Annotated in this window: 24 protein-coding genes; 13 read left to right on the top strand and 11 right to left on the bottom strand. The window is 57.8% G+C overall.

The annotated features are described in order from the left end of the window. Nucleotides 1-51: 51 nt before the first annotated feature. The 5 genes from eno to ABUA09_RS09815 all read right to left on the bottom strand — a co-directional run bounded on the left by eno (nucleotide 52) and on the right by ABUA09_RS09815 (nucleotide 5729). The gene (gene eno, locus ABUA09_RS09795) at nucleotides 52-1356 is read right to left on the bottom strand and encodes a phosphopyruvate hydratase (protein ID WP_033117285.1); all 1305 of its coding nucleotides are present in this window, start codon (nucleotides 1354-1356) and stop codon (nucleotides 52-54) included. An 87-nt stretch (nucleotides 1357-1443) separates the two neighbouring features. Further along, on the bottom strand, nucleotides 1444-2964 hold the full coding sequence (gene gpmI / locus ABUA09_RS09800) for a 2,3-bisphosphoglycerate-independent phosphoglycerate mutase (RefSeq protein WP_033117284.1): 1521 nt from the start codon (nucleotides 2962-2964) through the stop codon (nucleotides 1444-1446). Nucleotides 2965-3007: 43 nt separating this feature from the next. Further along, complete coding sequence (tpiA, locus tag ABUA09_RS09805) at nucleotides 3008-3784, bottom strand: triose-phosphate isomerase (protein WP_033116560.1); 777 nt, start codon at nucleotides 3782-3784, stop codon at nucleotides 3008-3010. Between the two features lie 180 nt (nucleotides 3785-3964). Beyond that, complete coding sequence (locus ABUA09_RS09810) at nucleotides 3965-5155, bottom strand: phosphoglycerate kinase (protein ID WP_033116561.1); 1191 nt, start codon at nucleotides 5153-5155, stop codon at nucleotides 3965-3967. Between the two features lie 61 nt (nucleotides 5156-5216). Next, on the bottom strand, nucleotides 5217-5729 hold the full coding sequence (locus tag ABUA09_RS09815) for a tRNA (cytidine(34)-2'-O)-methyltransferase (protein ID WP_052082460.1): 513 nt from the start codon (nucleotides 5727-5729) through the stop codon (nucleotides 5217-5219). A 232-nt stretch (nucleotides 5730-5961) separates the two neighbouring features. Here ABUA09_RS09815 and proB point away from each other — a divergent pair, with 232 nt between their 5' ends. Further along, nucleotides 5962-6786 carry a glutamate 5-kinase gene (gene proB, locus ABUA09_RS09820; RefSeq protein WP_033116562.1) on the top strand — a complete coding sequence of 275 codons (825 nt, stop codon included), beginning with the start codon at nucleotides 5962-5964 and terminating at the stop codon, nucleotides 6784-6786. A gap of 57 nt (nucleotides 6787-6843) precedes the next feature. Continuing rightward, entirely contained in the window at nucleotides 6844-8094 is a 1251-nt protein-coding gene (locus tag ABUA09_RS09825; protein ID WP_058118326.1) for a glutamate-5-semialdehyde dehydrogenase, read from the top strand. 66 nt (nucleotides 8095-8160) lie between these two features. Here ABUA09_RS09825 and ABUA09_RS09830 read toward each other — a convergent pair whose 3' ends face one another. Then, nucleotides 8161-9096, bottom strand: coding sequence for an SPFH domain-containing protein (locus tag ABUA09_RS09830; protein WP_058118327.1), 936 nt, complete (start codon nucleotides 9094-9096; stop codon nucleotides 8161-8163). A 13-nt stretch (nucleotides 9097-9109) separates the two neighbouring features. Then, nucleotides 9110-9565 (bottom strand): NfeD family protein, encoded by a 456-nt coding sequence (locus tag ABUA09_RS09835; protein ID WP_058118328.1) that lies wholly within the window; start codon nucleotides 9563-9565, stop codon nucleotides 9110-9112. A 203-nt stretch (nucleotides 9566-9768) separates the two neighbouring features. Between ABUA09_RS09835 and ABUA09_RS09840 the strand changes: the two genes are divergently transcribed. The 5 genes from ABUA09_RS09840 to groL all read left to right on the top strand — a co-directional run bounded on the left by ABUA09_RS09840 (nucleotide 9769) and on the right by groL (nucleotide 15222). Further along, the gene (locus ABUA09_RS09840; RefSeq protein WP_082636101.1) at nucleotides 9769-10920 is read left to right on the top strand and encodes a THUMP domain-containing class I SAM-dependent RNA methyltransferase; all 1152 of its coding nucleotides are present in this window, start codon (nucleotides 9769-9771) and stop codon (nucleotides 10918-10920) included. Next, nucleotides 10901-12097 (top strand): WG repeat-containing protein, encoded by a 1197-nt coding sequence (locus tag ABUA09_RS09845; RefSeq protein ID WP_279203561.1) that lies wholly within the window; start codon nucleotides 10901-10903, stop codon nucleotides 12095-12097. The genes ABUA09_RS09840 and ABUA09_RS09845 overlap by 20 nt, the downstream gene beginning before the upstream one ends. Before the next feature lie 52 nt (nucleotides 12098-12149). Then, on the top strand, nucleotides 12150-13073 hold the full coding sequence (locus ABUA09_RS09850; protein WP_279203559.1) for a diacylglycerol/lipid kinase family protein: 924 nt from the start codon (nucleotides 12150-12152) through the stop codon (nucleotides 13071-13073). A 186-nt stretch (nucleotides 13074-13259) separates the two neighbouring features. Next, entirely contained in the window at nucleotides 13260-13544 is a 285-nt protein-coding gene (locus ABUA09_RS09855; protein ID WP_033116567.1) for a co-chaperone GroES, read from the top strand. Nucleotides 13545-13593: 49 nt separating this feature from the next. Continuing rightward, nucleotides 13594-15222: a chaperonin GroEL gene (gene groL / locus ABUA09_RS09860; protein WP_208320052.1), complete on the top strand. Its 1629-nt coding sequence runs from the start codon at nucleotides 13594-13596 to the stop codon at nucleotides 15220-15222. A gap of 139 nt (nucleotides 15223-15361) precedes the next feature. Here groL and ABUA09_RS09865 read toward each other — a convergent pair whose 3' ends face one another. Genes ABUA09_RS09865 through ABUA09_RS09880 form a run of 4 tightly spaced genes read right to left on the bottom strand, consistent with a single transcriptional unit; the run spans nucleotide 15362 to nucleotide 18401 of the window. Beyond that, nucleotides 15362-16078, bottom strand: a complete 717-nt coding sequence (locus ABUA09_RS09865; protein ID WP_058118330.1) for a M48 family metallopeptidase — start codon at nucleotides 16076-16078, stop codon at nucleotides 15362-15364. Beyond that, nucleotides 16078-16854 (bottom strand): hypothetical protein, encoded by a 777-nt coding sequence (locus tag ABUA09_RS09870; RefSeq protein ID WP_195614780.1) that lies wholly within the window; start codon nucleotides 16852-16854, stop codon nucleotides 16078-16080. The genes ABUA09_RS09865 and ABUA09_RS09870 overlap by 1 nt, the downstream gene beginning before the upstream one ends. A 23-nt stretch (nucleotides 16855-16877) precedes the next feature. Continuing rightward, a complete protein-coding gene (locus ABUA09_RS09875; RefSeq protein ID WP_058118332.1) occupies nucleotides 16878-17072 on the bottom strand; it encodes a type I restriction-modification system subunit M N-terminal domain-containing protein in 195 nt (64 codons plus the stop codon). A 36-nt stretch (nucleotides 17073-17108) separates the two neighbouring features. Continuing rightward, on the bottom strand, nucleotides 17109-18401 hold the full coding sequence (locus ABUA09_RS09880; RefSeq protein WP_195614781.1) for an ATP-binding protein: 1293 nt from the start codon (nucleotides 18399-18401) through the stop codon (nucleotides 17109-17111). A 479-nt stretch (nucleotides 18402-18880) separates the two neighbouring features. On the opposite strand from ABUA09_RS09880, the gene ABUA09_RS09885 reads away from it, so the two are divergent. From ABUA09_RS09885 to ABUA09_RS09910, 6 genes are all read left to right on the top strand, one after another. After that, the gene (locus ABUA09_RS09885; RefSeq protein ID WP_058118334.1) at nucleotides 18881-19285 is read left to right on the top strand and encodes a hypothetical protein; all 405 of its coding nucleotides are present in this window, start codon (nucleotides 18881-18883) and stop codon (nucleotides 19283-19285) included. A gap of 146 nt (nucleotides 19286-19431) precedes the next feature. After that, complete coding sequence (locus ABUA09_RS09890; RefSeq protein WP_349949346.1) at nucleotides 19432-19803, top strand: hypothetical protein; 372 nt, start codon at nucleotides 19432-19434, stop codon at nucleotides 19801-19803. Further along, on the top strand, nucleotides 19758-20018 hold the full coding sequence (locus ABUA09_RS09895; RefSeq protein ID WP_349949345.1) for a DUF6100 family protein: 261 nt from the start codon (nucleotides 19758-19760) through the stop codon (nucleotides 20016-20018). Before ABUA09_RS09890 ends, ABUA09_RS09895 begins: the two co-directional genes overlap by 46 nt. A gap of 301 nt (nucleotides 20019-20319) precedes the next feature. Next, a complete protein-coding gene (locus ABUA09_RS09900) occupies nucleotides 20320-21375 on the top strand; it encodes a hypothetical protein (protein WP_058118336.1) in 1056 nt (351 codons plus the stop codon). Then, entirely contained in the window at nucleotides 21365-21565 is a 201-nt protein-coding gene (locus tag ABUA09_RS09905) for an excisionase (protein WP_058118337.1), read from the top strand. Before ABUA09_RS09900 ends, ABUA09_RS09905 begins: the two co-directional genes overlap by 11 nt. A gap of 75 nt (nucleotides 21566-21640) precedes the next feature. Further along, nucleotides 21641-22798, top strand: a complete 1158-nt coding sequence (locus ABUA09_RS09910; RefSeq protein ID WP_058118338.1) for a site-specific integrase — start codon at nucleotides 21641-21643, stop codon at nucleotides 22796-22798. Nucleotides 22799-23099 lie beyond the last annotated feature (301 nt).

The raw sequence follows: 23099 nt of genomic DNA on the forward strand, positions 1-23099 counted from the left end.
AGGAGGTCCCCGGCCGATGGTCGGGGACCTCCTTTTCTCTGCGGCAGCCGCTTACTTGTTCAGGTTGAAAAACGCCTTCTTGCCGGGATACTCCGCCACATCGTCCAGCTCTTCCTCGATGCGCAGGAGCTGATTGTACTTTGCCACGCGGTCGGTGCGGCTCGGGGCGCCGGTCTTGATCTGCCCGGCGTTCAGTGCCACGGCGATATCAGCGATGGTGGCGTCCTCGGTCTCTCCGGAGCGGTGGGATACGATGGCGGTATAGCCGGCACGGTTGGCCATCTGGATGGCGTCCAGCGTCTCGGTGAGGGTGCCGATCTGATTGACCTTGATGAGGATGGCGTTGGCCACCTTCTTTTCGATACCGGTGGAGAGGCGCTGCGTGTTGGTGACAAACAGGTCGTCGCCCACCAGCTGGACCTTGTCGCCGATGGCCTTGGTGAGCATGGCCCAGCCCTCCCAGTCGTTCTCGCCCATGCCGTCCTCCAGGGAGATGATGGGATACTTGGCCGCGAAGTTCTTCCACATGTTGACCATCTGTTGCTTGGTCATGGTCTTTTTGGCCTTGGGCAGATCATAGCAGCCGGTCTCGTCGTTGTACCACTCGGAGGTGGCGGCGTCGATGGCGATCATAAAGTCCTCGCCGGGCTTGAAGCCGGCCTTCTCAATGGCCTGGACAATGACCTTCAGGGCGTCCTCATCCTTCTTTAGGTTGGGGGCGTAGCCGCCCTCGTCGCCCACGCCGGCGGCGGGAGTGCCGTTCTCCTTCAGCACACCCTTCAGGGTGTGGAAGACCTCGGCGCACATCCGCAGAGCCTCGCGGAAGCAGCAGGCGCCCACAGGCATGATCATGAACTCCTGGATATCCACATTGTTGGTGGCGTGTGCGCCGCCGTTGAGGATATTCATCATGGGCACGGGCAGGGTCTTGGCGTTCACGCCGCCGATATAATTATAGAGCGAGCAGCCCAGACTCTCCGCGGCCGCCTTGGCGCAGGCCAGAGAGGCGCCCAGAATGGCATTGGCGCCCAGACGGGTCTTGTTGGGCGTGCCGTCCAGCTCCAGCATGGCCTTGTCGATGGACACCTGGTCCAGCACGTTCATGCCCACCAGACACTCGGCGATCTCCGTGTTCACATTCTCTACAGCGTTGAGCACGCCTTTGCCCAGGTAGCGGCTCTTGTCGCCGTCCCGGAGCTCACAGGCCTCGTAAATGCCGGTGGAGGCACCGGAAGGCACTGCGGCGCGGCCTACGGTCCCGTCCTCCAGATAGACCTCCACCTCCACGGTGGGGTTGCCGCGGGAGTCCAGAATCTCGCGGCCCAGAACGTCAACGATTTCGATGATCTGCTTCATTGGTATGATCTCCTTTCAAGTTGCGCGGCCGCCCCTGTGGGCCGCGTCTATTCCTGTCAGGGCGGTCACGCCGCCCGAACACGCATCTCAAGAAACGATCAGGGTCTCCCCATCCATCTCGGCGGGCTTTTGGAGCCCCATCAGGTCCAGCATAGTGGGGGCGATATCCGCCAGCTTGCCGTCCCGGAGCTTCACATCAGCCCCGACGATATAGAAGGGGACAGGATTGGTGGTGTGCGCCGTATAGGGCGTCACACCATCGTCCTCCAGCATCCGGTCCGCATTGCCGTGATCGGCCGTGATGAGGGTGATCCCGCCCATGCGGGAGGTGGCCTCCACCACTCTGGCCACGCATTCGTCCACCGTCTCCACTGCCAGGCGGGCGGCCTCGTAGACGCCGGTGTGGCCTACCATATCACAGTTTGCAAAATTCAGAATGATCACATCATAGCTGCCGCTTTCGATCCGCTCCACACAGGCGTCCGTGACCTCGCGGGCGCTCATGTCGGGCTTGAGATCGTAGGTGGGCACCTTGGGAGAGGGGATGAGCACCCGGTCTTCGCCGGGAAACACCTGCTCCACGCCGCCATTGAAGAAAAATGTGACGTGCGCATATTTTTCCGTCTCTGCGATCCGGAGCTGGGTAAGTCCCAGCTTGGAGATATATTCGCCGAAAATATTGGTGAGCTTATGGTGGGGGAATGCCACCGTCACATTGGGCATAGTGACGTCGTACTCGGTGGTGCAGACATAGTGGAGGGGGAAAAATCCCTTCTTCCGCTCCACATCGGTAAAGTCCGGATCCACCAGACAACGGGTGATCTCCCGCGCCCGGTCCGGGCGGAAGTTCATGAAGACAACGGAGTCCTCCCCGCCAATGACCGCCTCCTTACAGCAGACAACAGGCACCACAAACTCGTCGGTCACGCCGGCGTCGTAGGATTTCTGCACCGCATTCACCGGGTCCGGCTCAAAGGGGCCCTCTCCCAGCACCAGCGCATCATAGGCCTTCTGCACCCGGTCCCAGCGCTTATCCCGGTCCATGGCGTAATACCGGCCGGAGATCACACCGATCTTGGCGTTGCCCAGCGCCTCGCACTTGGCCTGCAACCGCGCCACAAAGTCCTTGCCGGAGGAGGGGGGTACGTCGCGTCCGTCCAGGAAGGCGTGGATATACACCCTGGACAGTCCCCGCTGCTTGGCCATATCCAGGAGTGCGAAGATGTGCTCGATGTGGCTGTGAACGCCGCCGTCCGACAGCAGTCCCATGACATGGAGCGCCGTCCCCTTCGCCTTGCAGTCGTCCATTGCGGAAACATAGGCCTCGTTTGTGAAAAAGTCCCCGTCCTGAATGGCCTTGGAGATCCGGGGCAAGTCCTGAAAGACCACCCGGCCCGCGCCGATATTGGTGTGTCCCACCTCGGAATTGCCCATCTGCCCTGCGGGCAGCCCCACATCCAGGCCGGACGCGGACAGCTTACAGCCGGGATTGGAGGCAAAGATGCGGTCCAGGTTTGGCTTTTTCGCGTTGGCAATGGCGTTGCCCGCGGTCTCCTTCCGGAGTCCAAACCCGTCCATGATGATGAGAGTGGTAGGCGTTTTGTTCATGATGGAACCTCGAATCTATAAAGTTGGAGATTGGGAACGTCTCTCAGCCGTCCTGGTTGGCCGCGTTGATGATCTCCACGAACTGCTCCGGCTTCAGAGACGCGCCGCCGATCAGGCCGCCGTCCACGTCGGGCTGTGCCAGAAGTTCAGCCGCATTCTTGGGATTCATGGAGCCGCCGTACTGGATGGTCACGCTGCGGGCCACACGGGCACCGTACAGTTTGCGGATCACCGCGCGGATGGCCTGGCAGACCTCACCGGCCTGCTCGGCCGTGGCGGTCTTGCCCGTACCGATGGCCCACAGCGGTTCGTAGGCGATGACCACATGGCGCAGCTTATCGGCGCTCACGCCGGAGAGCGCGCACTTCACCTGATAGGCGATGAGCTCCATGGTCACGCCCAGTTCCCGCTGCTCCAGGCTCTCGCCCACGCAGACGATGGGGCGCAGCCCCACCTCCAGGGCAGCGTGTACCTTCTTGTTGACCGTGAGGTCCGTCTCGTTGTAATACTGCCGACGCTCGGAATGGCCGATGATGACATACTTTACGCCCAGCTCCTTGAGCATCTCGGCCGACACCTCGCCGGTGTAGGCGCCGGTGGCCTCATAGTGGCAGTTCTCCGCGCCGATGGCCACCCGGCAGTCCTTGAACAGGCGGATCGCGGCGGGGATGTTCACATAGGGCACGCAGAGCACCACGTCACACCACTTGCCCTTGGGCAGGATGGGCTTAAGCTCCTCGGCAAAGGCACGGGTCTCCGAGAGAGTCTTGTTCATCTTCCAGTTTCCCGCAATGATCGTTTTCCGGTATCTTCTATTCATGGGTTTCGCGGACCCCTTTCTATCTGTTTGATCTGTCGCTTCTTGCTCATTGCGCTGTCACGGCGCGGGTTGGGCAACGACCGGCACATCAGCCCGGCCTTTTACGAAACATATCCTGCGGGCGGAAGGCCGCAGGCGCTTTTTCATTTTCCCGTCTCCCCCATGCGCCTGCCTGTGCTTTTATTTATCCAGCAAACATGCCACACCGGGCAGTTCCTTACCCTCCAGGAATTCCAGAGAGGCGCCGCCGCCAGTGGAGATATGGGTCATCTTGTCGGCGTAGCCAAGCTGCTCCACCGCCGCGGCAGAGTCGCCTCCGCCCACGATGGTGATGGCGCCGGACTCAGCCAGCGCTTTGGCCATGGCCTTGGTGCCCCCGGCAAAGGCGGGGAACTCAAAGACGCCCATGGGCCCGTTCCACACCACAGTGCCCGCGCCCTTCACCGCATCGGAGAAGGCTTCGATGGCCTTGGGCCCAATGTCCATTCCCATCAGTTCGTTCGGAATGTTCTGCTCCTCCAGCACAGGCTTTGCGCTGGCGGAAAACTCCGCTGCACAGAGGTTGTCCACAGGCAGCAGGAACTTCACGCCCTTTGCCTCGGCCTTCTGCATCATTTCCCGCGCGTAGTCCAGCTTATCCTCTTCCAGGAGGGATTTGCCGATGGTGTAGCCCTCCGCCTTTTTAAAGGTATACGCCATGCCGCCCCCGATGATGATGGTGTCGGCCTTCTCCAGGAGGTTGTTGATCACATTGATCTTGTCGGAGACCTTCGCGCCGCCCAGCACAGCCACGAAGGGGCGCTTGGGGTCGTCCAGCGCCTTGCCCATGATATCCAGCTCCTTGCCGATGAGGAAGCCGGAGACGGCGGGCAGATAGGCCGCCACGCCGGCAGTGGAGGCATGGGCACGATGCACGGTGCCGAAGGCATCGGAGACATATACCTCCGCCATGGAGGCGAGCTCCTTGGCAAACTCCGGGTCGTTCTTCTCCTCCCGCTTATCAAAGCGCAGATTCTCCAGTAACAGGATCTCCCCGGGTTTCAGCGCCGCGGCCTTGGCCTTGGCGTCCTCTCCCACGATATCCGTGGCAAAGAGGACTTCCCGGCCCAGCAACTCGGAGAGGCGCTTTGCAACAGGGGCCAGGCTCAGGGACTGCTTCCACTCGCCTTTGGGCTTGCCCAAATGGGAGCACGCTATCACGGCGGCCTTCTGATCCAGCAGGTACGCAATGGTGGGCAGGGCGGCCACGATGCGCTTGTCATCGGTAATGGCTCCGGTGGCCTTGTCCTGCGGCACGTTGAAGTCGCAGCGGAGCAGGACCTTCTTGCCCGCTACGTCGATGTCCTTCACGGTCTTTTTGTTATAGTTCATTTGCAAAGCTCCTTTCAAGGTTACAGGTGGAGGTGTGATCGAAACGGTGAATTGCGGCGGCTCAGCGCCGGATGGCGCAGGCTTTCTGTTCCTCCCAGGCCCGGTGCCCATCCTGTATCAGGCCGGGGAAATCCAACTGGCGGAGGGCCTCATAGGTTACCGCCGCCACGGTGTTGGCCAGGTTCAGGCTGCGGGCCTCCTCCCGCATGGGGAGGCGGACGCAGCGCTCGGGGTACCGCTGCAGCAGCGCCGGCGGCAGCCCGGCCGTCTCTTTCCCGAAAAAGAGCCAGCAGCCGTCCCGGTACGCCGCGTCGCTGTACCGGCGCGCAGACCTGGTGGTGGTGAGCCACAGGTCCGGCTGGGGATTCCGGGCAAAAAAATCATCCAGGGACGCATAGACGTGTACGTCCACCAGATGCCAATAATCGAGGCCCGCCCGCTTGACCGCCTTGTCCGAGATGTCAAAGCCCAGGGGCTCGATGAGATGGAGCGTGCTGCCAGTGGCCGCGCAGGTGCGGGCCACATTGCCGGTGTTCATGGGGATCTCGGGTTCGACCAGGACGATATTTATCATACACAAGTCAAGCCCCTTTCAATCGACAGTTTCCCAGCGCACTACATTGTAACGCAATGGAGGCGGAATTACAACATAAAAAACACGAATTTGCGCAAAATTTTCTTGCTTTTCCAGAGCGAAACGGCAAAAATCTTACCGTTCAATTTTACTCTTCCTCTTTGCCCGCGCTTGTGCTATGATGTGGTAAAGTGGGATGGGATTTTTTCGTAACAGCAGGAGCGTGAGTGTGATGGAAACGGAAAAGCATTGTCTCCGTGTCGTGGTAAAGGTGGGGACCTCCACCCTGACCCACGACACCGGAAGGCTCAATCTACATAATATGGAGTTGCTGGCCAGAACGCTCTCCGATCTGGAGGGGATGGGCCATGAGGTCATCCTAGTGTCCTCCGGCGCCATTGCCGTCGGGACGGCCAAGATGGGACTGAAGGCGCGCCCTACCGAGCTGCGGATGAAGCAGGCCGCCGCCGCGGTGGGACAGTGCATGATGATGCACCTCTACGACAAGATGTTCGGGGAATACAACCGGGTGGTGGCCCAGATCCTGCTCACCGGCGAGGATGTGGACGCCCCTGTCCGGGCCGAGCACCTCCACAATACCTTTGAGTCCCTGCTGGAGCTGGGGATTATCCCCGTGGTCAACGAAAACGACTCGGTGTCCTCTGCGGAGATCGAGACCGGCAAGTGCAAGGTTCTGGGCGACAACGACACCTTGTCGGCCATGGTAGCCCGGCTGTGCCGGGCGGACCTGCTGGTGCTTCTGAGCGACATTGACGGTCTCTACGACGCCGATCCCCATGCAAACCCCTCCGCCCGGCTCATCCACCGGGTGGAGGCCGTCACACCGGAGCTGCGGGCCATGGCCGGCGGAGCCGGGTCCTGGCGCGGCACCGGGGGCATGGCGACGAAGCTCAGCGCCGCCGAACTGGCCATGGGCGCAGGCGTGGACATGGTCATCACCAATGGCGCCCGCCCCGAGGACCTCTACGGCGTAGTCAACGGCGAGGATGTGGGGACCCGCTTTGTCGCAAAGCCCCCTTGCTCCGCCCTGTCCTGAAAAGGCACCGGACTCAGATGGTTCTTAATTCTTATCTTTGAAGGAGGGATCCCCACTATGACCGCATTGGAGACCCAGGGCCTGGCCGCGAAGCGCGCCGCCCGCGTCCTTGCCGTGGCGGGCGCCGCAGAGAAAAACGCCGCTCTGGAGGCCATTGCCCAGGCGCTGTGCCTGCACCAGGACGCCATCCTGGCTGAAAATCAAAAGGACCTGGACGCCGCCCGGGCGGGCGGCATGAAGCAATCCCTGCTGGACCGGCTTGCCCTCAGCCCGCAGCGCATAGCGGGCATTGTCGAGGGCGTGCGCCAGGTGGCCGCCCTTCCGGACCCGGTCGGTGAAGTCACCCGAATGACGCGCCGCCCCAACGGCCTCATCATCGGCAAACGCAGGGTCCCCCTGGGCGTCATCGGCATCATCTACGAGGCCCGGCCCAACGTCACGGTGGATGCCGCCGCTCTCTGCCTCAAGTCGGGCAACGCCGTCATCCTCCGGGGCGGCAAGGAGGCCTTCCGCTCCAACCAGGCCTTCGTCTCCGTCATGCGGTCCGCTCTGGAGACCGCCGGGCTGCCCGGGGACTGTGTGGCCCTTGTGGAGGACACCAGCCGGAAGAGCGCAAATGAGCTGATGGGGCTCACCGGCTACCTGGACGTTCTCATCCCCCGCGGCGGCGCAGGCCTCATCCGGGCTGTGGTCCAGAACGCCAAAGTGCCTGTCATCGAGACCGGCGTGGGGGTCTGCCATGTCTATGTGGATGCAGAGGCCGACCTGGACATGGGGGCCGATATCATCTACAACGCCAAGACCTCCCGCCCCTCCGTGTGCAACGCCGCCGAGTGCCTGCTGGTCCACGAGGCCGTGGCGGAGGCCTTTCTCCCCAAGGCCAAGGCGCTGCTGGATGAGAAACATGTGGAGCTCCGTGGCTGCCCCCGGACGGCGGAGATTCTGGGCCCCTGCGTGGTCCCCGCCGCAGCGGAGGACTGGGACACCGAATACGGAGACTATATCCTGGCCGTCCGTGTGGTAAAGGACGCCGACGAGGCCATCGCCTTTATCAACGACCACGGCTCCGGACACTCCGAGGCCATCGTGACCGCCAACTACTTCACCGCCCAGAAGTTTCTGGACGAGGTGGACGCGGCGGCGGTGTACGTCAACGCCTCCACCCGCTTCACCGACGGCTTTGAGTTCGGACTGGGGGCGGAGATCGGCATCTCCACACAGAAGATGCACGCCCGGGGCCCCATGGGGCTGGAGGAGCTCACCAGCTCCAAATACATCGTCTACGGCACCGGCCAGATACGGACATGAGCCCGCTGTTCCGGTAAACTGACAGGACGTACCGCTGCCGACAGCGGTACGTCCTGTTTTCAGCTCTTATTTCTTTGTGTCGGTGGGTCTGCCGTCCGGCTCCAGCAGCGCCTTGGCGGACGCACACAGTCCGGCCAGGCCCTGGATCTCGGATGGGATGATGATCTTGGTGGCCTTTCCGTCTGCGGCGGCCTGGAACGCCTCCAGTGCCTTGAGCTTCACCACGGCGTCGCTGGCATTGGCCTCGTTGAGGAGCTTGATGGCCTCGGCGGTGGCCTCCTGGACCTTTCGGATGGCCTCTGCCTCGCCTTCGGCCTTCTTGATGGCGGCCTCCTTGGCCGCCTCAGCCCGGAGGATGAGGGACTGCTTCTCGCCCTCGGCCACCAGGATCTGGCTCTGCTTCTGTCCCTCGGCCTGAAGGATGGATTCCCGGCGCTCACGCTCGGCCTTCATCTGCTTCTCCATGGCGTCCTGGATCTCCCGGGGCGGGATGATGTTCTTGAGCTCCACGCGGCCCACCTTGATGCCCCAGGGGTCGGTGGCCTCATCCAGCAGGGCCCGCATTTTGGAATTGATGATGTCGCGGCTGGTCAGCGTCTGGTCCAGTTCCAGCTCGCCGATGATGTTCCGCAGCGTGGTTGCGGTGAGGTTCTCAATGGCGCTCATGGGGTGCTCTACGCCATAGGTGTAGAGCTTGGGGTCGGTGATCTGAAAGTAGATGACCGTGTCGATCTGCATGGTCACATTATCCTTGGTAATGACCGGCTGAGGGGCAAAGTCCACCACCTGCTCCTTCAGGGAGACCACCTTGGCCACCTTTTCCAGGAAGGGGAGCTTGAAGTGGATGCCCACGCCCCAGACGGAATGGAACGCGCCCAGGCGCTCCACCACATAGGCCTTGGACTGCTGGACCACCTTGATGTTGGCGGCCAGGATCAGAATTACCAGTACGATCAGCACGACAGGCACCAAAAAGGTGCCCAGGGCGGCAAATGGATGCATGGAACTTCCTCCTTTACTCTTCAGACGGCTCGACCGGGCCGGATGCTGGCGTAACGTAGACCTTGACTCCCTCGATGCGGAGGACCCGGACCCGCTCCCCCACGGGGATGACCTGCTCCTCCTGACTGCGGGCGGTCCATACCGCCCCGGACACGGAGACCTGTCCCTGCCCCTCCAGGTTGTCGATCTTCTGGATGACCACGGCCTCCCTGCCGATGACCCGGTCTGCATTGGTGGCCACATGCCGGTCATTGACGTACTTCTGCGCCATGGGGCGGACCAGCAGCAGGGTGAGGAACGACACCCCCAGGAAGACGACGACCTGCACCAGCATCGGCGCGTCTGCGGCACAGGCCACGAGAGCGGCCAGGGCCCCTACGGCAAACCAGATGGACGTCAGGCCCACCGTAACCGCCTCCAAAACGCCGAACAGGATGAGGGCGATGAGCCAGAACAGGCTCATGTTCATGATAGATCCCCTCCTTTTTACGGGATGTCATCAGTGTACCATATCCCCGGGTAAAATACCAGAGTATTTCTGAAAAGTCTCTGTGCCCCGTTCCGGGCTGCAACCGGTAATTTTGTGGGTAAAACAGGAAAAGGATTTGCCAAGCCGGGGGAAGTCCGCTATAATCTATCATAAAGTAATGAGATCGTCTGGAGATCGGAGCAATGATGGAACATCTGGAATTGGCCGTACCCACTCTGTTCGGGCTGGAGGGTCTTGCGGCGGAAGAGCTGCGCCGCCTGGGCCTGACCGACGTACGCCCGGAAAATGGTCGGGTCCTCTGCGGGGCCCGTGCGGCGGACATTCCCCGCCTCAATCTGAATCTTCGCACCGGAGAACGGGTGCTCCTCGTGCTGGGCTCCTTCCCCGCCGGGGACTTCGATGCCCTTTTCGAGGGGACCCGCGCCCTCCCCTGGGAGGATCTCATCCCCCGGAACGGGGCCTTCCCGGTGAAGGGCCACTGTCTCAACTCCGCCCTCCACGCTGTTCCCGCCTGTCAAGCTATCATTAAAAAGGCCGTGGCGGCCCGGCTGGGCGGCGCTTATGGATTGGACAAGCTGCCCGAGACCGGCCCGCTCTATCAGATCCAGTTCTCCCTTATGAAGGACACCGCCGTCCTCATGCTGGACACCACTGGCCCCGGCCTCCACAAACGGGGCTATCGGGCGGTGGGCGTCACGGCGCCTCTGCGGGAGACTCTGGCCGCCGCCATGGTGCTCCTCTCCAAATACCGGGGCCGCGATCCTTTCTGCGACCCCTTTTGCGGTTCCGGCACCATTGCCATCGAGGCCGCCCTCATCGCCAAAAACCGCGCTCCCGGCCTGGACCGCTCCTTTTCCGCACAGAAGTGGGGCTTTCTTCCCCCTGGGGCCTGGATGGACGCCGCAGACGAGGCCATGGACCGGGAATTTGACGGGTCCTACGACATCTGGGGCGGGGATATCGACCCCAAGGCGGTGTCCATCGCCCGTTCCAACGCTGAAAAGGCCGGCGTGGAGGATCTGGTCCGCTTCGAGGTGGCGGACGCCCTCCGGTTCCGCCGTGAGGCCCCCTACGGCCGGCTCGTCACCAACCCGCCCTACGGCGAGCGTATCCTGGAGAAGCGGGAGGCTGAGGAGCTCTATCGGGAATTCGGCCAGGCCTTCCGCTCTCTGCCCGACGGCTGGACCCTGTCCCTGCTCTCGTCCCACACGGAGTTTGAGCGCACCTTCGGCCGCACTGCCGATAAAAGGCGCAAATTATACAACGGTATGATAAAATGCGATCTGTTCCTGTACGGAAAGCGAGGCGTACGATATGAGAAAGGCAAAAAGTAATCCGGGCCGCAAGCTGGCCGCTCTGGTCCTCTCCTGCGCTGCGGTGATTTCCGCCGCCGTCGCGGCCCCTATCGTATACGGTTACCAGGAGGGCCTGGCCCAGGCGACAGAGAACGGCCTGTGGGGCTTTGTAGACACCACCGGCAGCGTCGTCGTCCCCATCCGCTATCAGTCGGTCCTGGACTTCACGCTGGGCACCGCCCTGGTCCGCACAAACAATAAAATGGGGCTCATCCGCCAGGACGGCGCCTATCTGCTCCAGCCGGAGTACGACACGCTGGAGAACTTGGGCTACGGGCTGTATCTGGCCCAGAAAGGGGACCAATGGGGCGTGGTGAGCATCCTCGCTTTCCCCGACGGCCAGGGGGGCGAGACATGGGAATTTTATCCCATCGCCTACGATGCCGTCCGGGTGGACCGGGTAGACGGGCTGGATGTTCTGGTCTTCGCCACCGGCGGCGTGGACACGATGGTGTCCCTCTCCAGTCTCCCCTCCCTCATGGCCCAGCGGCAGGTACCTTCCGCCCAGTTCCCGCTGATCAAGGGCCGCCTTCCCTCCTTCTCCGATGTGGGGCCCAGGGACTGGTTCGCCGTATGGGTGGATATCGCCTACAATGTCAGCCTGATGCAGGGTACCGGAAACGGCGCCTTCTCCCCCAACCAGACTCTGACGGTGGCGGAAGCCCTAAAGCTGGCTGCTTTCATGGAGAGCCAGTCCAAGGGGGACAGCTTCCACCTCCAGCCCATCACCGGGACCCCTTGGTATCGCTCTTCTGTCGCCTATTGTGAGGCCAGCGGCGTGATCTCCCCGGGTGAGTTCGACGACTACGAACGCCCCGTTACCCGGGCCGAGATGGCGCGCATCTTTGCCGCCACCACACTGGGCCGCAGCATACCCGAGCGCAACAGCCTGGCGCAGGTCAAGGCATCCGTTCCCGATGTAAAGGCCGGGGATTACGCCGCCGACGCCATTTTCAGCCTGTATGCCAAAGGGATCCTCTCCGGCACCGACGCCGGCCTCACCTTCCGGCCCGCCGACAGCCTCACCCGCGCTGAGGCCGCCGCCATCGTCTCTCGTATGGCCCGTGCCGAGCAGCGCATCACCTTGTGGCCCTCCGCCTACCGCAGCGCCGCGGCCGACACCGCGCCGGAGTCCGCCCCGGCGGTGACAGCGTAACTCTTCCATACATATTTCACGCTCCATTTCCAACACGAAAGGAAGACAAGCCATGAAGCATCTCTTCCTCGTCAACCCCGCCGCCGGGAAGAGGGGCAGCACGGAGGCGTTGCTCCGCCGGGTGGAGGAGGCCTTTTCCCCGCTGGGCCTGGAGCACGAGGTGGTCCTCACCTCTTCCGCAGGAGACGCGGAACAGCTCGCCCGGCGGGCGGCCTGTTCCGGCGGCCCGGTGCGCATCTACGCCTGCGGCGGGGACGGGACCCTCAACGAAGTGGTCAATGGCGCGGCTGGCTACCCCAACGCGGCCGTCACCAATGTGCCGAAGGGGACCGGCAATGACTTTCTGAGGATTTTCGGTGCCAATTACGCCGCCCGTTTCTCCGATCTGGCCGCCCTGTCCAGGGGACCCCAGGCCGCCTTTGATCTGATGGACTGCAACGGTAAGCTGGGCATCGGCGTGATCTGTGCCGGCGTGGACTCCCGGGTGGCCGCCGACGTCCACCGCTATAAGCGCCTCCCGCTGGTCACGGGCCCCGGTGCCTACCTCCTCTCCCTGGGGGTTAACGTCCTCCTCACCGACATCGCCCGCCCCACCGTGGTCCAGGCGGGCCTGGACCGCCTGGAGGAGGAGACCTCTATCATCTGCATCTGCAACGGCCGCTATTATGGCGGCGGATTCATGCCTGTGGGGGACGCACAGCCCGACGACGGCGTGCTGGATATGGTCGTGGTACCCCGGGTGAGCCGCTTTACCTTTTTCCGGCTGGTGGGAGCGTATGCCAAGGGCCGTTATCGCAGCTACCCCGAGGTCATCCGCCACTTCCACGGTCCCGCCTTCTCTTTTTCCTCCCCCGAAGAGCTGGTAGCGGTGATAGACGGCGAAGTGATGCGCGCCAAGTCCTTTACTGTCCGGATCTCAGAGCGCAAGGTCGCCTTTTTCTACCCAGGCGATTTGGATTACCGCGGCGAAAACTAGCACTCTCCCGTTCCGTTTGTGAACAAAAGATGAATTTTTAAAAAATCAACCCCTGTTTTTAAAAAATAGGGGTTGATTTTTTTGGCAAGTCGAGGTATTATCATACTCGAAGTTAGCACTCATATAATTCGAGTGCTAACCCCTTAAATTTGCTAAACACAAAACACATATAAGGAGGAACCTCAAATGAAGCTCAAACCCCTTGCAGATCGAGTCATCATCAAGATGGTGGAGGCCGAGGAGACCACCAAGAGCGGTATCATCCTGACCGGCGCCGCCAAGGAGAAGCCGGAAGTGGCCGAAGTCATCGAAGTGGGCCCCGGCGGAATGGTGGACGGCAAGGAAGTCAAGATGGTGGTCAAGAAGGGCCAGAAGGTCATCACCAGTAAATACGCCGGCACCGAGGTCAAGGTGGACGGCGAGGAGTACACCATCGTGCGCCAGAGCGACATCCTGGCCGTTGTCGAGTAAGCTTTCGTTTTGATCCCAGCATCATATTACAATTTGGAGGTAATACGCTATGTCCAAGCAGATTCTCTACGGCGAGGACGCCCGCCGCGCCCTGGAGCGCGGCGTCAACACCCTGGCCGATACCGTTAAGATCACCCTGGGCCCCAAGGGCCGCAACGTCGTGCTCGACAAGAAGTTCGGCACCCCCCTCATCACCAATGACGGCGTGACCATCGCCAAGGAGATCGAGCTGCCCGATCCCTTTGAGAACATGGGCGCCCAGATCGTCAAGGAAGTCTCCACCAAGACCAACGACGTGGCCGGCGACGGCACCACTACCGCCACCCTGCTGGCCCAGGCCATTATTCGCGAGGGCCTGAAGAATCTGGCTGCCGGCGCCAACCCTATGATCATGAAGAAGGGGATCGCCAGCGCCACCGCCGCCGCCGTGGCCGCCATCAAGGAGAACTCCAAGCCCGTCAACGGCACCGAGGACATCGCCCGCGTGGGCGCCGTCTCTTCCGGCGATGAGACCATCGGCAAGCTGATTGCCGAGGCCATGGAAAAGGTCTCCGCCGACGGCGTCATCACCGTTGAGGAGTCCAAGACCGCCGAGACCTACAGCGAGGTCGTCGAGGGCATGCAGTTCGACCGCGGCTATATCGCCCCCTATATGGTCACCGACACCGAGAAGATGGAGGCCGTTCTGGATGACGCCGCCATCCTCATCACCGACAAGAAGATCTCCAACATCCAGGAGCTGCTGCCCATTCTGGAGCAGGTGGTCCAGTCCGGCAAGAAGCTGCTGATCGTGGCGGAGGATGTGGAGGGCGACGCCCTGAGCACCCTGATCGTCAACAAGCTGCGCGGTACCCTGAACGTCTGCTGCGTGAAGGCGCCCGGCTTCGGCGACCGCCGCAAGGAGATGCTCCAGGATATGGCCATCCTCACCGGCGGCACCGTCATTTCCTCCGACCTGGGCTATGAGCTCAAGGAGGCCACTGCCGATATGCTGGGCCATGCCCGCCAGGTCAAGGTGACCAAGGACAACACCATCATCGTGGACGGCTCCGGCGAGAGCAAGGCCATTAAGGACCGTGTCGCCCAGATCCGCAGCCAGATCGAAGTCACCACTTCCGATTATGACCGTGAGAAGCTCCAGGAGCGTCTGGCCAAGCTGGCCGGCGGCGTGGCCATCATCCGTGTGGGCGCCGCCACCGAGTCCGAGATGAAGGAGAAGAAGCTCCGCATCGAGGACGCCCTGAACGCCACCCGCGCCGCCGTGGAAGAGGGTATCGTGGCCGGAGGCGGTACCGCCTATGTCAACGCCATTCCCGCTGTGGAGAAGCTGCTCAAGACCGCCGAGGGCGACGAGAAGACCGGCGTGGCCATCGTTGCCAAGGCCCTGACCGAGCCCATGCGTCAAATCTCTGCCAACGCCGGCATCGACGGCTCTGTGGTGCTGGAGAAGGTCAAGAACAGCAAGAAGGTGGGCTACGGCTTCAACGCCCTGAGCGAGACCTACGTGGATATGATCTCCGCCGGTATCGTGGACCCCACCAAGGTGACCCGCTCCGCGCTGGAGAACGCCGCCTCCGTGGCTGGCGTGCTGCTGACCACCGAGTCCCTGGTCACCGATAAGCCCGAACCCCCTGCGCCTGCCGCTCCCGCTGCCCCCGACATGGGCGGCATGTACTAAGAGATAGCCGCTGACCCTTGAAATTTCTGGATTTTCCGTAAGTGGTGTGGCTGATTTACACCAAATTTACACCAATTCAGCGCTTAATAGGTAAATACAACCGCCGCTCACGCTAAAGTGAGCGGCGGTTATTCTTCTTTTAGCATTCTTTTGCGCTATCAAGATAATCTAGAATTTGTCCATTCAAACTCTTACGAATTTCTCGCCAGTTAGGAAGGTACTTGTCCATAAGTGTGGCAAACTTCTCATTATGGCTCTTTTCAATTAAATGCATTAGCTCATGTACAATGACATATTCCAAGCACTCTGGTGTCTTTTTTGCCAACTGAAGATTGAACCATACCTTTCGCGTTTTCACATTGCAGGTGCCCCATCGGGTAGTCATATTTTTTATCTGCCATCCATCTGGGTGGAGATCTGAAATTTGTTCCCATTTGGGCAGAACACGCTCGATCTCCGCCTTAAGGATGCATCGATACCATTCGTTTACAAACTTTTCTCGCTGCTCGGTGGTGCTGCCCTCTCGCACAGTGAGAATGGCCTTTTCTCCGTCCAAAATCAAAGAATTTCCCTTATTGCTGTAGTTGACCAGCAAATAATACTGTCGGCCCCATACATACAGCGCCTCACCGGAAACATATTCTCTGGCTGTTTGCCGAGGCTGCTTTTCAAATTTTTCCTGTTGCCGCCGAATCCAGCCAATTTTCGTCCGAATGAACAGTTCAATACTCTCATCACTCAGATTGACCGGGGCAGACACCTCCACATGACCGTCCGGCGGTTTGACATAGAGGTGCATATTTTTGATTGCTTTTTTTGTTACGGACACTTCTATGCCGTTTACCACCATACGCATTAATATTCCTCTTGTTCTACAATAATTTTGAATACACGTTCCACTTCATCCTTGGATTTAAGGATTTTCAGAAGTTCACGCTTGATGCGGCGCTCCTTAACTGGGTCGTTACGGAACCTGTCCATCTTGGAACGAATAACAGCAGCGTGAAGGGCTTCTGCAAGATCGGCATCACAACCAGTATTGTCATACAGCGCTCTCATGGCAGCGCTATGGCGCACTTTTTCAGGGTAGTTCTCATTCTCCTCTGGCTTTGTTACATTACGCGCCAGTTCTATATATTTTTCCAACAATTGTGCATATGTAATGACGCCCTGCTTGCGCTCCAGAATCAGCTGCTCCAGAACGGCAGACATCTTTTCATAGTATTTGGGGTTTAGGACAATCTTCTCGACAACCTTCTTGCGGATGTTATTTTCGATGGCCTCTGCTGCGCTCTCTTGCTCCTTGGACTTATTCCCATCACCCTCCATTTTTTCACGCTGGGCCAAAATAAAATCGAGCAGAGTAAAATCATCAAAATCGCCGATGATACGGGCATCCTCCGCTACAATGTAATTATCGATCAGATATCGCATTCCGGGTTCGTATGCCTTCAGGTCAATAAAATCGCCACTGGAACGACCAATAGTAGCCTTCAGAGCAACATAAAAATTGACCATTTTATTATACTGTTCTTGTTGCGTTACAGAATAACCCAGTTCGCCCATCATAGGCTTTACTTCAGCATAAGCACGGATGATGGCATTGACCAACCGGTACAGCCGTTCACGCATTCTAGCATACGCCTCATCATTGTTCACATCAATACCGTTTTCACCGCAGAAATAGTGCAGATATCAGCATAGTCCTGACCGGCAAATTTATCAGAAACATACTTCACGAACAGAAGTGTGAGGATATAGTCCTTATATTGGGAGGCATCCATGCCACCTCTTAATGCGTCACAGCTCGCCCAAAGAGAACTGTATAATTCGCTCTTTTTTACAGCCATTTCTATTTCTCCAATCTCGTTGTGATTCCAACTATCTCAAAGCATATCTTTTGTCTTCCGCACCAGGTACAGTGGAAGATTAGTAATGGCCCCATCCCTCCGATAGCCCCTCTTGGAATAGCGCAGGGCATGCTCCGGGTGGTGGTCGGCGATATACTTCTTAAACGACGGTGCAGACTTATCCTCTCCACCTTTAGCCTCCACAGGGATGATTTCAGTACCGTACTGGATAAGGAAATCAATCTCGCTGTTTTTATCGGAGTAGTAGCGGGGCTCTACCTCGAACTGGCCGCGAAGCTGCTGCAGGACATAGTTTTCCGTCAGCGGACCTTTGAACTGATAATCCGTCTTTAACAGAATCGCGCTGTTGTCAATGCCTGCCATGTGCTTGAGCAGGCCGGTGTCGAACACGAAGAGCTTGAACTGGTCCAACTTGTCAAAGGCTGCCAAGGGATGCTCCATCTTAGAGACATTGTAGACACGGTTCAGCATCCCGGCGGAGACCAGCCACTCGATGGCCTCCTCAAAGTCCCGGGCCCGGCCGCCCTCCCGGACAGCTCCATACATGAACTTCTCATTGGACTTTGCGAGCTGAGCCACAATGCTGCGGAATACCATCAGAATGCGGCCGCTGTTGACCTTGCCGTTATGTTTGGAGAAGTCATTTTCATAGACCTCGATCAGTTCCTTCTGGATCTGTGAGATCTTGGCCGGGTCTTTATGCGCAATCCATGAGGAAACGCACTCCGGCATTCCGCCGATAATCAGATAATAGTTGTATGCCTCCAGCAGCCGGTTGTGGAAAATTTCTTCGATTGGCTGCTCTTTTTGGATGCTGCAATAGTATGCGTACAGGCTCTCGTCCGTGGCCTCCAGAAACTCGTCAAAGGTCAACGGATAGATGTCCAGCAGATTGACCATGCCCACGGGATAGGACTTAGGCTGCGCCAGAAGGGTTCCCAGCAAACTGCCAGCGGCGATCACATGGTATTCGTTGGCCTTTTCCTTGAAATATTTCAAAGTATTCAGCGCTTCCGGGCACTCCTGTATCTCGTCAAAAATAATCAGGGTTTTCCCCGGTAGAATTTTCTCCCCGGCGATCAGGGACAGCAGTTCAATGATTCGCTGGGGGTTTTTATTGGTCTCAAAGATGGATTTTAGCTCATCTTCCTCATCAAAGTTGAAGTAGACATAGCTGTCGTAGTAGTTCTGCCCGAACTCTTTCATCAGCCAGGTTTTTCCCACCTGCCGGGCGCCTTTCAGCACCATTGGCTTGCGGTCTTCGCTGGACTTCCATGCTACAAGTTCCTGAATTGCATTGCGTTTCATGCGACTCACCAGCCTTTCCTATTGCATAAATAGCGTATCACATTTTTCTGGAATTATCAAACTATATGTTACACATTTTTCTGAAATAATATGACAGTATAATTCCGTTTTTTCTGTTGTGGTCTTATTGGCTATGATATCAGCCCTTTTCACTGCAATATCTCCATGCCATACACATAACTGTGACTTATACTACAGTTTCCCGAAAGAGTACATTCAGCGTAGACTTAATGTAAACACACAATTGCTTCTGTGTACTTAGGTCCACGCTGAATGTTTTTTAAAATTTTTTTGCTCACATTACTGGTCAAAGTGGGCCTGTTTTCTACATTTATTATGAGAGGAACGATTCTAAATCCCATTCGATAGCGGTTTTCGCAGCGGGATGCTAGAAGGCGTCGGTTTTCTCTGTTTATTACAAGCGAGTTTGAGGCCCATGCGCGCTGGCCACATTCGCCGCACAAAGGAAGGAACATGATATGCCCAAACGAAGATCCAAACCCACGATTGTTGCCTGGCTGTCGGCCAAGCCGGGCAACGACGAAAAACGATTTATACAGGTTGGAGATACTCTGATGCTGTCTCCACAATTCCGTGCCCTTGGTATCGGGGCCAGATACCTTTATCTTTGCATGGCTATGGAAAGCGGTGGAAAACGTGATTTTGTTTTCCCACAGTCTGCCGCAAAGAAGTACGGGATCACATCCTCCAGCCTGTGGCGCCATGTGGCCGAACTGGAGTCCGGGAAGTTTATTGAGATCTATTCCGGAAAGCCAACACGGGAACCGAACCAATATAAATTTTGCTTTTCATGGAAGCAATCCTGGCCCCCGCATGCTTTCGCTCCACCGATGGCTATATGTAGTAAATCTGGCCCAAATTGAACCAAGGAAAACCATCTGAAAATCTCACTGGTTATTCCAAAGTGGATAAGTGCCAACCGCAAAAATCGCAACACTTCCACCAATTTGATAGAAGTTTTTGAACACGCTTGTTCCAAAAAGACATAGCCAAAATGAAAGGAGCCGCCATGAACTCCATGTACTTTACTCGCAGAAATCAGATTCTACTGGATGCCGTCCGGTCGGCAGAAAATGCTGCCATCCAGCTCCGGCAGTATGCCGCCGCTGTTCTGGAGCCTGTACAGACCGTTCCGGGAGACGCGTTTTCTGACAGCAGCCAAGCCGCAGTCGTAGAGATCACCCCAGAGGGCTGGCTGGCAGTCTCCCTCCCAGGGATGATGCCCCGACGGGATGACGCTGACCGCTCCCGGTTTCTTGCCGGACTGCTGCGGGATTCCATCCGTAGGGCCTTCCCGGAGAACATGACCAGCCGAAGTTCCGTGCCTGCGTGTTGGTGTATGAGCACATCTATGACATCAACCGCAACCGCCGTTTTATAGACCACGACAATCTGGAACTGAAGCACTGTCAGGATGTACTGGAGGCAGCCTTCCTCACAAACGATACGGCTGCCCTTTGCTCTGCGTTTCAGTGCAGTCACCGGAGAGAGCAGGACGGAACCCGTATCTGGATCTTGCCGCCGGAGCAGTTCCCGGAATGGTTGAAAAGTCATCCGGAATGCTGGAAAAGCGCCACCGAAACTATGCAGGAATAGGCCGAAAAATACATACCTATTTTGGTCGAAAACCCCTTGCAGATTTTCGGTGTTATGTAGGACCGTGAGCCCATTGGGGCGCAAGGGGTTCCTAATGCCAAACAGTCGGGGGTGGGATTGAGTTGGTAAGGATTTTGATGACAGGCGATGAGCGCAGTCAGGCAGCCTGATGGAAAGGCGCATGTCAGTTGAGGGGTGTGGGTATGAGGCGCCGGCAGCCTTGTGAATTGTGTTTCGTGTTTGCTGCTGCGGACCTGTTGAGTGCGCTGTTGCTGTGAGAATACGTATGGAGGATATTGGGATGCAGTTAAAGAATGGATGTATGGCTGTGAAGCTGATGGAGTTTGTGGGCCTGTGCGGCGAGGTGCCGGTGCCGCTGGTGCGGAAGCTGCCAGGGTACTATGATTATAATCGCCGCTTGGTTACAAGGTTGGTGCAGGAGGGGTATCTGAAGGAGCGGCGCATGAAGGGATACCGGCGAAGGATCGTCCGCTCATTGAGTCTGACAGAGGCCGGCTTGGGTCAGCTTCAAAGGGTAAGCCCGGGACAGGCGCAGCGTGTTCGAGCCCATGTGCTGGCTCCGGAGAATGGTCACGGGAACTGGAAGAAAACACTGCGGCTCCACCGGGGAGCGGCCTGCCTGTTGGCTGCTATAAAGCTGAAAGCCGTCTGGCAGCCCGGGCGACAGAAGGATGCCGCACTAGAGAAACAGCTCACCTATTACAGCGCCTATGAGCTTGCCAGGGAATACGGCTGGGATAACAAGGGCGCGCGTCTGTCAGGTGTTCTTGTGTCCAGGTATGCCTACTCCCCTCTCTACTACCTCGGCGACAGCAATATGCGCTGGTCTGATGAGGCGGAGCGGATGTTCCTCGACCATGTGGAGTCCTCCCCGCTGGGATGTGGTCGAACTCTCGGCAGCAGCCTCCTGTTGGGAGAGAGCTGGGACTTGTTGGAGTCTCTGATCACCCACGCAGTCAATCCCCGCAGCCGCCTGATTCATTTCACGAAGTACAGCAGCTTTCGCTATTTTACTATGGACGATATGGGTCTGCATTTGTTGAAACTTTATTTGGACGATACATACCTGCTTGCTTTCCAGCAGTATTTGCTGCAAAACGGCGTGTGTGAGCCGTCTATGTTGCCGGGGTATCTGTCCAGTTTGGAATCGCTATCTGAGTATTATGACTCGGGCAAAGGAAACCGGGAAGCACACTACTTGGACAGAGGGACATTCTTTGCGTGTCAGATAGACATTTTGAAAAAGTTCTGCAAGATCGGTCCAGGTTTGCGCGTCATACCTGATCACTGGCTTCTGAAGTTTGATGCGAACGGAGGTGGTGAGCATGGCGAATGAGCGAGTTCCCGTGTGGGAGAAAGCCAACCTCAGTCTGGAGGAAGCCGCAGCCTACTTCGGCATCGGCATCAACAAGCTGCGGGATATGACCAATGATGAAAATTGTCCGTTTGTACTCTGGAATGGGAGCAAGCGGCTGATCAAAAGGAAAGCGTTTGAACGGTATCTGGAGTCTGCTTACTCAATATAAGTGGAACTTTCTCATGTCGCATGGTACAATAGGGCCATAGCCTATTGAGCGCTTTTCAAGGAAGGAGCGTTGAGTTTGTCTGAAAAGCGCCGAGACCAGAAGGGCCGTATTTTGAAAACCGGCGAAAGCCAGCGGAATGACGGCCATTATATGTTCCGTTACACCGATATTCACAAGAAGCGGCGGTATGTCTATGCCAAGACCCTCGAGGAATTGCGGCAAAAGGAAGCCGATATTCAGCGTGACACGGTGGACGGGATTGACTATGCCGCCGGGGAGATGACGGTGATTGAGCTTGTCACCCGGTATATGAACCTGAAGCGGAGTCTGAAAGAGAATTCTTTCCGGGCCTATGATTCTGTGATCAATCGTATCCGGGAAGACCCGTTTGGGCAGAAGCAGATCCGCCATGTGAAGCTGTCTGACGCAAAAAGCTGGTTTGTGTCCCTGCATGACCGCGGGTATAAACAAAACACCATTGGCGTGATGCAGTGCGTTGTCCGCCCAGCCTTCGAAATGGCTGTTGACGATGACATCCTGCGAAAGAACCCGTTTAAGTTCAAACTGTCCGATGTGGTTCCTCGTGACGCCTATGTGCGGACTGCTTTGAGCCGGGAACAACAGGAACAGTACCTTCAGTTCTTCATGGAATACGGCGGTGGCAGCTACTATGATGATGTGGTGATCCTGTTGGGGACAGGTCTCCGTGTCAGTGAGCTGTATGGGCTGACCAAGAGCGATCTTGACTTTGACCGGCGCTGTATTCATGTGCGGCGGCAACTCTCCAGAACGGCGAACCAGCCCTATTTTATCAGCAGCCCCAAGACCAAAAGCGGTATTCGCACCATTCCCATGACAGACACAGTGTATATGGCCCTGAAACACGTCCTGAAGAATCGAGCCTCGCCCAAGGTGGAAATGCTGGTAGATGGCTGCACCGGGTTTATATTCTTCGATAAGGCCGGGAAACCCAAAGTAGCTATGCATCTGGAGAACTTCATGCGGGGTCTCCAGCGGAAGCATCCGTGGGCGCTTGGCGGAGATTTCCCCAAGGTGACCCCTCATGTGCTGCGCCACACCTTCTGCACCAATATGCAGCAGGCCGGCATCGACATCAAAAGTCTTCAGTATCTCATGGGGCATTCCAACGCCAGCGTGACGCTGGATGTTTACACCCATACGGACTACAATGTCGTAAAGCATGCCTTCGACCAGGTAGCCGCAAACCTTTGACTTTGTCCGGAAAATGCGGAATATACCAAGCTGCCAGTCATACACCAATTTCTACACCATTTTCGCCGAAAGCTATGCAGACTTGCGTAGATTTAGGTGGATTTTGAAAATTCAGGATTCCAGAGGAAAATCCCGGACCGCTTGCAAATACAGGGATATGAGCAGTTATGCAGAGTAGCGTGGAACCCCCTGTTTTAGCGGGTCATGACGGGCGGCATGTATTGATAAACCGTTCTAACCCTTGATTTTCCGATGATTCCCTGTAAAAAATCGTCGTTTTCCCGCACTTTTGAAGTGCTTT

This window comes from Intestinimonas sp. RTP31139st1_F5_RTP31139_211217, assembly GCF_040226735.1.
GTDB classification, from domain to species: Bacteria; Bacillota; Clostridia; order Oscillospirales; family Oscillospiraceae; genus Intestinimonas; species Intestinimonas butyriciproducens.